Consider the following 12,819-nt stretch of genomic DNA (forward strand, 5'->3'; position numbering starts at 1 on the left):
GGGAAGCGGGAGGGTTCCTCCCATGTCACCGATCCTGGCCAGAATCCGAGGGATCGAGCCCACCCTCACGGCCACCCACCGGCGCATCGCCGAGACGATCCTCGCCGAGCCCGCCACCGTGGCCGCCTCGACCATCGGTGAGCTGGCGGAGCGGTGCGGAACCTCGCTCACCACCGTCACCCGCTTCTGCCGGCAGCTCGGCCTGGCCGGCTACCCCGAGCTCAGGCTGGCCCTCGCCGCCGAACTGGGCCGCAACGACGCCACCCCGCGCGAGCAGGGCCTGATCGCCTTCTCCCCGGACGACCCGGCGAGCCTGGTGCTGCGCAGCCTCCTGTCCAGCGACATGCGCGCGATGGAGGAGACGGCGGCCCAGCTCGACCTGGCGGCCGTGGACCGGGCGGTGGACGCCCTGGTGCGAGCCCGGTTCATCGACTTCTTCGCGGTCGCCGGCAGCGCGGGCGTGGCCATGGACCTGCACCTGCGACTGCACGCCATCGGCCGGCCCGGCGCGCTGTGGACCGACGTGCACAGCGCCGTCTGCAGCGCCAACGCCCGCGACCGCGAGGACGTGGCGCTCGGCATCTCGCACTCGGGCACCACGGCCGAAGTCGTCGAACCGCTGGCCATCGCCAGGGAACGCGGCGCCACCACCATCGCGCTCACCAACTTCCCCCGCAGCCCGCTGGCCGAGGCGGCCGACATCGTGCTGACCACCGCCGCGCAGGACACCCCCTTCCGGGCCGGTGGGGTGGCCGCCCGCCACACCCAGATGCTCGTCCTGGACTGCCTCTACATCGGCGTCGTCCAGCGCACCCACGAGACCAGCAACCAGTTGCTCACCGCCGCCACCCACGCGGTCAGCAAGCACCGCCTGCCCCCACGCTAGGAGCCACCCATGCGCCTTGCCGCCGCCGCTGTCGCCTTGGCGATGGCGGTCACCGCCTGTGCCCCTTCGGCCACGACGAGTGCCGACCCCGGCAAGATCACCCTCTCGGTCTGGGGCTGGGGCCCCGAGGCCAACTACGACAAGATGTTCGCCGAGTACGAGAAGCTGAACCCCGGCATCGACGTCGACGCCCGCTCCTTCACCACGGCCACCGAGTACGACACCATCCTGTCCACCGGCCTGGCCGGCGACAGCGGCCCCGACCTGGCCTGGCTGCGCGCGGGCGCCAACCTGCAACCGCTGGTCGAGGCCGGCCGGCTGCTGCCGCTCGACACCAAGGACGTGCCCGGCCTGGCCGCCTACGACGAGAAGGTCCTGCGCTACGCCAAGGGCGACAAGGACGGCAAGGTGTACGGCGTGCCGTTCGCCGTCCAGACCCTCCAGGTGATCTACAACAAGAAGATCTTCGCGGACAACGGCCTCACCCCGCCGAAGACGTACGCCGAGATGATCTCGGCCGCCGACAAGCTCAAGGCCAAGGGCATCGTGCCGTTCGCCTTCGGCGGCAAGGACGACTGGATGCTGCCGGTCGTGGCCGCCATCTTCGGCACCGCCCACTGGGGTGGCGACACGTTCCTCGCCGACGTCAAGGCCAAGCGCAAGAAGTTCGCCGACCCGCGCTTCGTCGAGGGCATCGACCAGCTCAACAAGCTCAAGCCGTACTTCCCCGACGACATGGCCGGCGTCTCCTACACCGACGCGCAGATCCTGTTCTCCTCCGGCAAGGCCGCCATGTTCCCCGGCGGCCTGTGGGAGCTGAACTTCTTCGGCGAGAACGCCAAGGGCGTCGACCTGGGCGTCTTCACGCCACCCGTGCCCGACGGCGAGGGCGTCATGCCCGGCTTCACCGACGGCTCGTACGGCATCAACGTCAAGACCAGGCACAAGGCCGAGGCACTGAAGTTCGCCGCCTGGCTGGCCTCCAAGGACTACGGGCAGCTCTTCACCGACACCCTGCGCATCTTCTCCGCCGTGCCCGGCGTCACCCCCAAGGACCCCCTGCTCGGCGAGGTCTCCACCACCTTCGCCCAGCACGGCGGCACCTACTTCATGAACGAGTTCGCCTACGGCAACCCGACCTCGGCCACCGTGTTCTCCAAGGCGCTGCAGGAGATGCTGCTGGGCCGCATCAGCGCCAAGGAGGCCGCCGAGCAACTCGACAAGAGCGTGTCCACATGGCTCTAGCCACGCGGCGGGGATCGTCGTACGTCTTCCTGATCCCCGCCTTCCTCCTCTACTCGGCCTTCGTGGTCTATCCGCTGTTCACCGGGCTGACCTACAGCTTTTTCTCCTGGAAGGGCACACTGCGCGACCAGCCGGTCGGGCTGGGCAACTACGCGAACCTGCTGTCAGGCGCCTTCCTGGACCAGCTCCTGCCGGCTCTGGGGCACAACGTCCTGCTCTTCGCCGGCAGCATGGTGGTGCAGAACACGCTGGGCCTGGCCTTCGCGCTGGCGCTGTTCCGCGTACGGCGCGGCAAGCGGGCCCTGCAGACCATGTTCGCGCTGCCGTACCTGGTCAACCCGCTGGTCATCGGCTACCTGTGGACCCTGCTGCTCAGCCCCGCCTTCGGCCCGGTCAACGCGCTGCTCAAGCCGATGGGCCTGGCGATGCCGTGGCTGGGCGACCCCGGCACCGCGCTGCCGACCGTCATCCTGATCACCACCTGGCAGTGGGTGGGCTTCCCGATGCTGCTGTTCAGCGCCGCGCTCGGCGGCATCCCGCAGGAGTACGCCGAGGCCGCCAGAACCGACGGCGCCGGCTCTTGGCAGGTGTTCTGGCGCGTCACGCTGCCGCTGCTCAGGCCCGCCATGGCCACCGTCACCATCCTGAGCTTCATCGGCAGCATGGGCACCTTCGCCCTGGTCTACGCCCTCGGCGGCTCCAACGGCGCCCCGGCGGGCGCGACCGACGTGCTCGGCCTGCTGTTCTACCGGACCGCCTTCGCCTCGGGCGACGTCAACGCGCTGGGGACCTCCTCGGCACTGGCGGTCTTCATGTTCACCTTCATCTTCGGCTCGACGCTCCTGCTCGAACGGGTCCTGAGGAGGAATCGATGAGGACCCCGCCCGGACGGGTCCCGAGGAGGACATCATGAGGGCTCTGGCGATCCGGGTCCTGCTGTGGGGCTACGCCGTCTTCTCCATGTCGCCGCTGCTCGTCATGCTGCTCAGCTCGCTCCGGCCGACCAGCGAGATCTTCGACCAGCCGCTCGGCTGGCCCAGCGGGCTCGGCAACTACGCCAAGGCGTGGACGGACGCCTCCTTCTCCACGTACGTGGTGAACTCGGCGATCGTCGTGGTCTGCTCGGTGCTGCTGGGGGCCGTGGTCTCGTTGCTGGCGGCCTACCCACTGGGGCGCCGGGAGTTCCGGGGGCGCGGGCTGTTCGCCGCCTACTTCGTCTCCGGCATGACGCTGCCCGCCCACCTGGGCGTGCTCCCGCTGTTCTACCTGCTGGAGAGCATGGGCCTGGTGGACTCGCTGGCCGGACTGGTGCTGGTCTACGCGGCCGGGTCGGTGCCGTTCAACGTCTTCGTGCTGACCGCGTTCTTCCGCCAGCTCCCGCACGAGCTGGACGAGGCCGCCGCCCTGGACGGCGCGGGGCCGTTCGCCACCTTCTGGCACGTGATGCTGCCGCTGGTACGGCCCGCGCTGGCGACCGTGGTGGTCTTCCAGTTCGTGCCGATCTGGAATGACTTCTTCTACCCCCTGGTCCTGATGCGGGACGAGAGCAAGCTGACCCTGCCGGTCGGCCTCACCCACTTCTTCGGCCAGTTCCAGAACGACTGGGGCACGCTCTTCGCCGGCCTGGTGATGACGACGATCCCCCTGGTCGTGCTCTTCATCCTGGCCACGCGCCAGATCGTCGCCGGGCTGACCGCCGGCATGAACCGTTGAGGACAGTTTTGATGGATCTTGTGATGGCCTTCGCCGACGAGGCACGCTCCCGATTGGACCGCCTGACGGCCGAGCAGTTGCCCGCCATCAGGCGCGCGGGCACGCTGATCGCCGCGACCGTGCGCGCCGGGGGCGTCCTGCACGCCTACGGCACCGGGCACTCGGAGGCAGTGGCGCTGGAGGTGGCCGGACGCGCGGGCGGGCTGATCCCGACCAACCGGCTCACCCTGCGCGACCCGGTGGTGCTGGGCTCGGCCGATCCCGGCGAGTTCGACCCGCTGGCCGAGCGCGACCCGCTGACCGCGCGCCAGGTCCTGGCCCTGCACACGGTGGAGGACGCCGACGCGTTCGTGATCGCGTCCAACTCCGGCGGCAACGGCTCGACCGTGGAGATGGCCCGGCTGGTCAAGGAGCGCGGGCTGCCGCTGATCGCGATCACCTCGCTGGCCCATTCGACCGCGATCACCTCGCGCCATCCGTCGGGGGAGCGGCTGTTCGAGCTGGCCGACATCGTGATCGACAACCTGGCCCCGTACGGCGACGCCGTCCTGCCGACCGAGCACGGCCCGGTCTGCGGCATCTCCTCGATCACCTCGGCGCTGATCGTGCAGCTCATGGTGGCCGAGGCGATCGGCGAGCTCCAGGCGGACGGCCTGGTCCCGCCGGTCTACCTGTCGGCCAACATCCCCGGCTCGGACGCGCACAACGACGCCCTCGTGGCCCGCTACGCCGGCCGGATCAGGACGGGCGCGCTGTGAGCCTGACGATCGCCGCCTTCTGGCCGCCCCCGCCGCACGAGACGACGGCCGCCCGCTACCGGGAGATCGCCGAGGCCGGGTTCGATCTGGTCATCACCGGCAACTACCTCGGCGACCGGGTCATCCTGCGGCACGCCCTGGCCCTTGCCGAGGAGGCCGGGCTGGGCGTGCTGGTCGCCTCGGACCCGCGCGTGGACGTCCTCATGCGCGACCTGGACGTCGACCCGGCGCCGCTGATCGCCCGGGTCGTCGAGGAGTACCGCCCGTTCCGCTCCTTCCGCGGCGTCGGGCTCATGGACGAGCCGGTGGCCGAGCAGTTCCCGCGGGTGGCGGCCGGGGTCGCCGCCGTGCGGGCGGCCGGCGCGTTCGCCTACGTCAACCTGCTGCCGGGGCACGCCACCGGCCCCTACGACGCGTACGTGGGGGACTTCGCCCGGCTGGTCCGCCCGGACGTGCTCTCCTTCGACCGTTACCCGTTCCTGGCCGACGGGTTCGACGAGGGCTACCTCGCCGACCTGGCCACCGTACGGGAGCACGCCCGCAGGGCCGGGCTGCCCGCCTGGATGCACGTGCAGACGCTGGCCTACGACGGCCACCGCGAGCCGTCGGCCGCCGAGCTGGCCTGGCAGGTCAACACCGCCCTGGCCTACGGGTACACCGGCATCCAGTACTTCACCTACTGGACGCCCGACCCGGCGCGCGGCGAGGGCTTCCGGCCGGGGCTCATCGGCGGGGACGGCGTGCCGACCGAGCGTTACGGCATCGTGCGCGACCTCAACACCCGCTGGTTGCGCCCGGTGGCGGCCGAGCTGACCGGGTGGACGTCGGTCGAGCACGCCGGCGACGTCCTGGTGGGCCACTACGGCGAGGGGCGGCGGTTCGTCTGCAACGCCCGCTTCGACGGGTCGACGGAGGTCACGCTCGACGGGATCACGCAGGCGTTCGACCCGGCGAGCGGCTTCTACCAGGCGTGCGGCGCCACCTTGACGCTCGCGCCCGGCGCGGCGCGGCTGGTCCGGTGATGCTCTTCGCCGGCGTGGACGCGGGCGGCACCACGACCCGCGCCGCCGTCCACGCGGCGGACGGCACCAGGCTGGGGCATGGCACCGCCGGCCCCGGCAACCCCGCCGCGCACGGGCCCACGGCGGCCTGCGTGGCGGTCGGCCAGGCCCTGCGGCGCGCGCTCGACGGCCTGGACCCGCGGTCGGTGGCCGCCTCGGTGGCCGGCGTCGCGGGCGGGGACGACGCCTTCGCCGCGACGCTGGCCCGGACCTGGGCCGAGTGCGGCCTCGCCACGCCGCCGCGCATGGTGGGCGACGTCGAGGTCGCCTACGCGGCCGGGACCGCAGCGCCGTCCGGCACGCTGCTGCTGGCCGGGACGGGGGCCGCGGCGGCCCGCTTCTCCGGCCGGGCGGTGACGGCGGTGGCCGACGGGCTCGGCTGGCTGCTCGGCGACGAGGGCGGCGGCTTCTGGATCGGCCGGGCGGGGGTGCGCGCGGCCGTCCACACCCTGGACCGCTCTCAGGAACGCGCCCGCGACAGCGTCCGTGACTGCACCCGCGACAGCGTCCGTGACAGCGTCCGGGCCAGGCTCCGTGACAGCCCGCAGGACCGCGGGCTGGGTCGCGGGCTGGGCCCGAGCCCGGTGTTCGGGCCGCTGGTGGAGCTGGTGAGCGCGCACTTCGGCGTGGCGGGTGAGCCGCGGCGGCGGGCCGACCGCATCGTCCGGCTGGCGCAGGCCGACCGGATGCTCGTGGCCGCCGCCGCGCCGCTGGTGTCGCGGGCGGCCTCCGCCGGGGACGAGGACGCGGCCGGCATCGTCGCCGAGGCCGCCCGGCGGCTGACCGCCACGGCTGCCCGGCTGCCCGGCGACGGGCCGCTGGTGCTGGCGGGCGGCGTCCTGACCACGGACGGCCCGGTCCGCGCCGCCGTCCTGGCCCGGCTGGCCGGGCGGCAGGTGACGACCGCCCGCGACGGCACGGCCGGGGCGTGCTGGCTGGCCGCCCTCGACCGGCTGGGCGAGCGGGCCGTCCACGAACGTTTCATCGCCTCCGGCGGACGATGACCTGACAGGACGCTCTCAGGGCTCGACGGTCAGGCGGACGCTCACCACGTCCCCCACGGCGAGCCCTTCGGCCGTGCGCACGCCCGCCTTGACCGGCACGAGGTAGCGGCCGTCCTTGGGGAACAGCGACGTGCGCCACCGCGTCGCGCGGATCTGGGCGGTGACAGGGATCATGCCCCAGCCGTAGCTCACCGAGCCGGCCGTCATCGCCAGGTCCTGGCATTCCTCGTCGGGGACGGTGACGAAGTGCCAGGGCGCGGGCCCTCTCCAGAACCACACCTCGCCGCTGAATTCCATCTGCATCGGCCCAGGATAGAAGCGCCCCTCCGGCCCCCGCAGCCCCGCGCGGCCGGGCCTCCGGCCGGACCGGCCTCGGCCGGGCGGCTCCACGGCCGGACCCTTGGTCGGGCCCGTCTCAGCCGGGCGGCTCCTCGGCCGGGAACAGGATCGGGCTGACCAGGTGGCGGGTGCGCTCGGGCGCGGGCGGGTTGCCGATCCTGGGCACGAGCGCCGCGCGCAGGTCGGCGATCAGGGCCGCGCGCTCGTCGGGGCTGAGCCAGATCGCGTGCTGGCGGTAGCCGACCAGGTCGGCGGCCGGATCGGCCTGGTCGCGGTCGAGGTAGGCGTTGAACTCGGCCAGCAGCGTCGCCATGGCCACGGCGAAGGCGCGGCGGTGGTCGTCCGGGGAGGCCGCGGCGGCGGTCTCGGCGTCGACGGCCGCCCGCGCCGGGCGCAGCCGATACCGGCGCTCGACGGCCCCGCGTACGCGCTGCTCGCCCTCCACGTCGAGCAGCCCGCTCTCGGCCAGCAGGCCTACGTGCCGGTAGACGGTGGCCTTGGACACGTCGGGCAGCAGGTCGCACAGGTCGGAGGTGGTCAGCGTGCGGCCGCCCGACATGGCGTGCACGATGCGCAGCCGTACGGGGTGCAGAAGCAGGTCCACCGTGTCCATGGACGTACGATCTCACACCTGCTACCTTTCTCAAACCTGAGAAAGGAAGAGACCATGACCAACCACGCCCTGGACACCCCGCCACTGGGCCGCCTGTACGACGTCGCCGGCCGCCGGATCATGGTGCACCGCTCGGGCGCCGGCGGGCCACCCGTGGTGTTCCTGCCCGGAGCCGGAGCCGTCGGCCTGGACTACCTCAACGTGCACGACCGCGTCGCCGAGCTGACGACCAGCGTGCTCTACGACCGGGCGGGCACCGGCTGGAGCGAGCCGGTCGAGCTGCCCCGCACCGCGGCCGAGGTCACCGACGAGCTGCGCGAGACGCTGACGGCGGCGGGCGTGCCCGGCCCGTACGTGCTGGCCGGTCACTCCATGGGCGGCGCCTACGCGCGCCACCACGCCCGCCGCTTCCCCGGCGACGTCGCGGCGCTGCTGCTGCTCGACCCCTTCCACGAGGACATGGCCGCCCGCGCGCCGCGACAGGCGCGCGAGATGCTCGACCAGATGAAGGACCAGGCGCTCCCGGAGCCGACGCCGGAGCAGCTCGACGCCGCGCGACCGGCCGTCACCCGGCTGCTGGCCGCCTGGCCGGACGGCGTGCGCGAGGCCCTGGTCGACCATCACATCTCCGCCTGGCGTACCGGCTGGCTGGAGGGCCGCAACCTCTACGACCAGGTCTCCGAGGACTTCAGGACCGCGCCGCCGGACCCCGACGTGCCGGTGATCGTACTGTCGGCCATGGGGGCGGACGCCACCCAGTCCCAGCTCTGGCCCGAGGACGTGCTGCGCGAGATCAACGCCGGCAAACTCGCCCTGCACGCCGAAGTGGCGGCCTCCTTCCCGCGCGGCGAGCACCGCGTGCTGGACGACGCCGGGCACGGCTGGCTGCACGAGGAACGGCGGGACGCCGTGCTCCAAGCCCTGGCCGACCTGCTGCGGGCCCTGTGAGGCTCAGGGCCGCAGCGCCTTGAGCGCCAGGTCGACCAGCGCGTCGGCGTACTGCGGGGTGAGCGGGCCGGAGCGCAGCAGCCAGCGCTGGTAGAGGGGGGCGTAGAGCAGTTCGAGCGCCAGGTCGAGGTCGGCGTCGGCGGCGATCTGGCCCGCCCGCTGGGCACTGCGCAGGCGGGCCTTCTTGGCCTCGTCGACCGGGCCGGCCAGTTTCTCCCGGTATTGGGCGGCCAGCTCGGGGTCGCCCACGATCTCCAGGTTGAGCGCCCTGATCGGCGCCTCGAAGCCTGGGTCGGCGAACTCCGCCACGGTGGCCCGCATGACGGCCTTCAGGTCGGCCTCGATGTCGCCCGTGTCGGGCAGCACCACACCCTGGTCGCCCTCGCTCAGCGCGAGGAAGGAGTCGAAGACCACGGCCCCCTTGGAACGCCACCACCGGTAGATCGTCTGCTTGCCGACGCCGGCCCGCGCGGCGATCGCCTCGACGGAGACCTTGGCGTATCCCACCTCGGACACCAGCTCCCTGGCGGCCTGGAGGATCGCCTGCCGGGAGCGCTCGCTGCGGCGCGCGGGATCGGGCTTCTTCACGCCGGTCATCATACACCCTCAACGAGACGATACGGTTCGTCTTGACAAGACGGTGGCCCTTGATGGCACACTGACGGACCTACGGCGAGACGAACCGTCTCGTCTTGAACGAATGAGGAGGCGAGAGCGCATGCGCGTTTGGTTCATCACGGGCGCGTCCCGGGGGCTGGGCCGGGCGTTCACGGAGGCCGCCCTGGACAGGGGCGACCGGGTCGTGGCCGCCGCCCGCGACGTCGGGCCGCTGGCCGAGCTGGAGACCCGGTACCCGGGCGCTCTGGTACGCCTGCCGCTCGACGTCTCCGACCGCGCGGCGGTGCGGGCGGGCGTGGAGAAGGCGGCGGCCGCGTACGGCCGGCTCGACATCGTGGTCAACAACGCCGGCGGCCTGCTGTTCGGCATGCTGGAGGAGGCCACGGAGGAGCAGATCAGGGCCCACTTCGACGTCAACCTGTTCGGGGCGATCTGGGTCACCCAGGCGGTGCTGCCGTACCTGCGCGCCCAGAGGTCCGGGCACATCCTCCAGGTGACGTCGATGGCCGCCGGCGGTGGCGTCGCCGCGGTCGGCCTGTACGCGGGGGGCAAGTCGGCGCTCGACTCGATCACGCAGGCGCTGGCCATGGAGGCCGAGCCGTTCGGCGTCAAGGTCACCAACCTGCAGATGGGCGGCTACGACACCGGCCTGTTCACGCTGGGCACCACGGCCACCGAGCCCGACCCGGTCTACGACGGGCTGCGGGCCGAGCTGGCCGCCATGTGGGGCGAGGACGCCGGCCCGCCGGCGGCCAACGCCGCGCCCGTCGTCATGGAGCTGGTGGACCTGCCCGAGCCGCCGCGCCGGCTGATCGTCGGCAGCCGCTCCTACGACCTCGTCCAGCAGATGGACGAGGCCCGCGGCGCGGAGTACCGCGCCTGGGAGCACCTCAGCCGCAAGGCCGACGGCTGACCCGCCTCTGGGAAGCGGTCCGCGACACGCCTCTGACCTGCGGTGATGGCGACCGGGAGGCCGGGGCGGGGCGGAAGTGGGCCGGGGCTTGTCGTGGTTCCGGCACAATTGCGGGTGTGCGAGTCGGATTGCTTGGGCCGTTCGAGGTCCGGAACCCTGAAGGAGCCACGGTCGAGGTTCCGGGCGTCCGGCTGCGCGCGTTGCTCGCCGCCCTCGCCCTGGAGCCCGGCCGGATCGTGACGCGTGCGCGGCTGGTCGACTGGATCTGGGGGGCGCGGCCGCCCGCCGACGAGGTCAACGCCCTTCAGGCGCTGGTGTCCAGGTTGCGCAGGTTGCTGCCCGAGGGCGTGATCGAGGCCGACTCCGGCGGCTACCGGCTGGCCGTGCCGCGCGAGGCGGTCGACGTGTGCCGGTTCGAGCAGCTGATCGTCCAGGCCCGCTCCGCCGAGCCCGCCGACCGGGCCGACCTGCTGCGCTCGGCCCTTGAGCTGTGGCGTGGCGCCCCCATGTCCGACATCGTGATGCAGGACAGCGACACCTTCGACGCCGTGGTCACGCGGCTCGACGACCTCCACGTCGACGCGATCGGCGACCGGGTCGAGGCCGACCTCCGGCTCGGCCGGGGCGCGGAGCTGGTCTCCGAGCTGACGGGGCTGGTGGCCGCGTACCCGCTGCGTGAGGGGTTCGTGGCGGCGCTGATGCGGGCGCTGGCCGAGGCGGGCCGCGGCAACGAGGCGCTGACCGTCTACCAGCGCACCCGCGAGCGGCTGGCCGAGGAGCTGGGCGCCGACCCGTCGGCCGAGCTGTCGGCGCTGCACACCGCGCTGCTCCGCGGCGAGCTCGGGGAGCGGGCCGACAACCGCAGGACCAACCTGCGCGCCGAGCTGACGAGCTTCGTCGGCCGGCACGACGACGTCGCCGCGGTCGCCGGTCTGGCCGCCAGATACCGGCTGGTCACCCTGACGGGGGCGGGCGGCTCCGGCAAGACCCGGCTGGCCACCGAGACCGCCCGTACGATGCTCGCCGAGCTGCCCGACGGCGCCTGGCTGGTCGAGCTGGCCCCCGTCCGGGCCGGCGGCGAGCTGGCGCAGGCCGCCCTCACCACGATCGGCCTGCGTGACCAGGGGTTGCTCGGCGGCGCGCGGGGCGGCGACCCGATGGACCGGCTCATCGCCGCGATCCGCGACCGCGCGATCCTGCTGATCCTGGACAACTGCGAGCACGTCGTCGAGGCCGCCGCCGCCTTCGCCGACCGGCTCCTGGGCGAGTGCCGCGGCCTGCGCGTCCTGGCCACGAGCCGCGAGCCGCTCGGCATCACCGGCGAGGTGTTGTGGCAGGTCGAGCCGCTCCCGCTGCCCACCGAGGGGGCCGCGCCCGCCGAGACCGGGGCCTCGCCCGCGGTGCGGCTGCTGCGCGACCGCGCTGACCTGGTGCGCAAGGACATCGGCTCCGACGCTCCCACCCTGGCGGCCATGGCGCGCATCTGCCGGGCGCTCGACGGCAACCCGCTGGCCATCGAACTGGCCGCGGCCCGGCTGCGCACGATGTCCGTCGACCAGCTCGCCCGCCGCCTCGACGACCGCTTCCGCCTGCTGACCAGCGGCAGCCGTACGGCGCTCGCCCGGCACAAGACGCTGCGCGCGGTCGTCGACTGGAGCTGGGACCTGCTGAGCGAGGCCGAGCGCGGCGTGCTGCGCCGGATGTCGGTGTTCTCCGGCGGGGCGAACCTGGAGGCGGCCGAACGCGTCTGCGGCGACGAGTCCTTCGCCGGTGAGCAGGTCTTCGACGTGCTCACCGCGCTGACCGAGAAGTCGCTGCTGATCACCGACGACGAGGGCGCCCCGCGCTACCGGCTGCTCAACACCATCAGGGAGTACGCCGCCCACCGGCTCGCCGAGGCGGGGGAGACCGAACGGGCCCGGCGGGCGCACCTGGCCTACTTCACCGAGCTGGCCGCGACCGCCGACCCGCACCTGCGCCGGGCCGAGCAGCTGGAGTGGCTGCTCGTGCTCGACGCCGAGCACGACAACATCATCACGGCCCTGCGCGGGGCGATCGCCGAGGGGTGGGCGCACGAGGCGATGCGCCTGGTCGGAGCCGCCGGCTACTACTGGTTCCTCGGCGGCCACCGGGCCGAGGGCGCCGAGCTGAGCGTCGCCGCGGCCTCGCTGGAGGGCGAGGTGCCCGACGAGGTGCGGGCGATGGCGTCCCTCATGGTGACCATGTTCCTGACCTCAGGTGTCGGCGGCGACCAGTTCCAGGCGCGGGAGTGGATCCAGGAGGCCCACCGGCTGACCTTGAGCAGCGGGTCGCGTCAGCCGCTGCTCGGGTTCGCCGCGGTGCTGGAGCGTACGCTGCAGGGCCCGGCGGCGTTCCTGCCCGCGTTCGAGCCGCTGATCGCCGACGCCGATCCGTGGGTGCGGGCGCAGGCCAGGCTCGCCCGCGGGCGGTTCCGGCTCACGCTCGGCGCCGACGAGACCGACGTAGACGCCGACACCGAGACCGCGCTCGCCGAGTTCCGCGCGCTGGGCGACCGCATGGGCACCTCCCTCGCGCTGACGTTCCTGGCCGACCGGCTCGCCATGCGCGGGGACTTCGCCCGCGCCTGCGAGTGCTACGCAGAGGGCGCCGTGGCGCTGACCGAGGTGGGCGCGACCGAGGACGTCGTGGGCGTGCGGGCGCGGCAGGCCCAGCTCCACTGGCTGCTCGGCGACGAGCGGG

Annotated in this window: 13 protein-coding genes; 10 read left to right on the plus strand and 3 right to left on the minus strand. The window is 73.1% G+C overall.

Going from position 1 to position 12,819, the window contains the following annotated elements; translation table 11 throughout:
• Window positions 1-22 precede the first annotated feature (22 nt).
• From AB0J97_RS23570 to AB0J97_RS23600, 7 genes are read left to right on the plus strand one after another with little or no spacing between them, the layout of a single operon-like run.
• Window positions 23-886 (plus strand): MurR/RpiR family transcriptional regulator, encoded by an 864-nt coding sequence (locus tag AB0J97_RS23570; RefSeq protein ID WP_364091935.1) that lies wholly within the window; start codon window positions 23-25, stop codon window positions 884-886.
• Between the two features lie 9 nt (window positions 887-895).
• Entirely contained in the window at window positions 896-2,131 is a 1,236-nt protein-coding gene (locus tag AB0J97_RS23575; protein ID WP_357699597.1) for an extracellular solute-binding protein, read from the plus strand.
• On the plus strand, window positions 2,122-3,006 hold the full coding sequence (locus tag AB0J97_RS23580) for a sugar ABC transporter permease (RefSeq protein ID WP_357699599.1): 885 nt from the start codon (window positions 2,122-2,124) through the stop codon (window positions 3,004-3,006). Before AB0J97_RS23575 ends, AB0J97_RS23580 begins: the two co-directional genes overlap by 10 nt.
• Before the next feature lie 34 nt (window positions 3,007-3,040).
• On the plus strand, window positions 3,041-3,844 hold the full coding sequence (locus tag AB0J97_RS23585; protein ID WP_364091938.1) for a carbohydrate ABC transporter permease: 804 nt from the start codon (window positions 3,041-3,043) through the stop codon (window positions 3,842-3,844).
• Window positions 3,845-3,855: 11 nt separating this feature from the next.
• The gene (locus AB0J97_RS23590) at window positions 3,856-4,602 is read left to right on the plus strand and encodes an SIS domain-containing protein (protein WP_357699603.1); all 747 of its coding nucleotides are present in this window, start codon (window positions 3,856-3,858) and stop codon (window positions 4,600-4,602) included.
• Window positions 4,599-5,624, plus strand: coding sequence for a hypothetical protein (locus AB0J97_RS23595; protein ID WP_364091940.1), 1,026 nt, complete (start codon window positions 4,599-4,601; stop codon window positions 5,622-5,624). The genes AB0J97_RS23590 and AB0J97_RS23595 overlap by 4 nt, the downstream gene beginning before the upstream one ends.
• Window positions 5,624-6,667, plus strand: coding sequence for a BadF/BadG/BcrA/BcrD ATPase family protein (locus AB0J97_RS23600; protein WP_364091942.1), 1,044 nt, complete (start codon window positions 5,624-5,626; stop codon window positions 6,665-6,667). The genes AB0J97_RS23595 and AB0J97_RS23600 overlap by 1 nt, the downstream gene beginning before the upstream one ends.
• 15 nt (window positions 6,668-6,682) lie before the next feature.
• Here the strand turns inward: AB0J97_RS23600 and AB0J97_RS23605 are convergent, their stop codons facing one another.
• Together AB0J97_RS23605 and AB0J97_RS23610 are read right to left on the minus strand one after the other, a co-directional pair.
• Window positions 6,683-6,970: a DUF1905 domain-containing protein gene (locus AB0J97_RS23605; RefSeq protein WP_357699609.1), complete on the minus strand. Its 288-nt coding sequence runs from the start codon at window positions 6,968-6,970 to the stop codon at window positions 6,683-6,685.
• A gap of 112 nt (window positions 6,971-7,082) precedes the next feature.
• Entirely contained in the window at window positions 7,083-7,619 is a 537-nt protein-coding gene (locus AB0J97_RS23610) for a helix-turn-helix domain-containing protein (protein ID WP_364091944.1), read from the minus strand.
• A 54-nt stretch (window positions 7,620-7,673) separates the two neighbouring features.
• Between AB0J97_RS23610 and AB0J97_RS23615 the strand changes: the two genes are divergently transcribed.
• Window positions 7,674-8,567, plus strand: coding sequence for an alpha/beta hydrolase (locus AB0J97_RS23615; RefSeq protein WP_364091946.1), 894 nt, complete (start codon window positions 7,674-7,676; stop codon window positions 8,565-8,567).
• A 3-nt stretch (window positions 8,568-8,570) separates the two neighbouring features.
• On the opposite strand, the gene AB0J97_RS23620 is transcribed toward AB0J97_RS23615, so the two are convergent.
• The gene (locus AB0J97_RS23620; protein WP_364091972.1) at window positions 8,571-9,164 is read right to left on the minus strand and encodes a TetR/AcrR family transcriptional regulator; all 594 of its coding nucleotides are present in this window, start codon (window positions 9,162-9,164) and stop codon (window positions 8,571-8,573) included.
• 121 nt (window positions 9,165-9,285) lie between these two features.
• Here AB0J97_RS23620 and AB0J97_RS23625 point away from each other — a divergent pair, with 121 nt between their 5' ends.
• Window positions 9,286-10,098 carry an SDR family NAD(P)-dependent oxidoreductase gene (locus AB0J97_RS23625; RefSeq protein ID WP_364091948.1) on the plus strand — a complete coding sequence of 271 codons (813 nt, stop codon included), beginning with the start codon at window positions 9,286-9,288 and terminating at the stop codon, window positions 10,096-10,098.
• Between the two features lie 116 nt (window positions 10,099-10,214).
• Window positions 10,215-12,819, plus strand: a 2,605-nt coding sequence (locus AB0J97_RS23630) for a BTAD domain-containing putative transcriptional regulator (protein ID WP_364091950.1), incomplete at its 3' end; no start/stop codon positions are given.

The organism is Nonomuraea sp. NPDC049607, from assembly GCF_040675375.1.
Classification (GTDB): Bacteria; Actinomycetota; Actinomycetes; order Streptosporangiales; family Streptosporangiaceae; genus Nonomuraea.

Bases quoted from the DNA above. Each gene is read 5' to 3' on its own strand.
- AB0J97_RS23625 (WP_364091948.1), top strand. From the start codon at position 9,286: ATGCGCGTTTGGTTCATCACGGGCGCGTCCCGGGGGCTGGGCCGGGCG.
- AB0J97_RS23585 (WP_364091938.1), top strand. From the start codon at position 3,041: ATGAGGGCTCTGGCGATCCGGGTCCTGCTGTGGGGCTACGCCGTCTTC.
- AB0J97_RS23570 (WP_364091935.1), top strand. From the start codon at position 23: ATGTCACCGATCCTGGCCAGAATCCGAGGGATCGAGCCCACCCTCACG.
- AB0J97_RS23605 (WP_357699609.1), bottom strand. From the start codon at position 6,970: ATGCAGATGGAATTCAGCGGCGAGGTGTGGTTCTGGAGAGGGCCCGCG.
- AB0J97_RS23610 (WP_364091944.1), bottom strand. From the start codon at position 7,619: ATGGACACGGTGGACCTGCTTCTGCACCCCGTACGGCTGCGCATCGTG.
- AB0J97_RS23575 (WP_357699597.1), top strand. From the start codon at position 896: ATGCGCCTTGCCGCCGCCGCTGTCGCCTTGGCGATGGCGGTCACCGCC.
- AB0J97_RS23590 (WP_357699603.1), top strand. From the start codon at position 3,856: ATGGATCTTGTGATGGCCTTCGCCGACGAGGCACGCTCCCGATTGGAC.
- AB0J97_RS23620 (WP_364091972.1), bottom strand. From the start codon at position 9,164: ATGACCGGCGTGAAGAAGCCCGATCCCGCGCGCCGCAGCGAGCGCTCC.
- AB0J97_RS23580 (WP_357699599.1), top strand. From the start codon at position 2,122: ATGGCTCTAGCCACGCGGCGGGGATCGTCGTACGTCTTCCTGATCCCC.
- AB0J97_RS23615 (WP_364091946.1), top strand. From the start codon at position 7,674: ATGACCAACCACGCCCTGGACACCCCGCCACTGGGCCGCCTGTACGAC.
- AB0J97_RS23600 (WP_364091942.1), top strand. From the start codon at position 5,624: ATGCTCTTCGCCGGCGTGGACGCGGGCGGCACCACGACCCGCGCCGCC.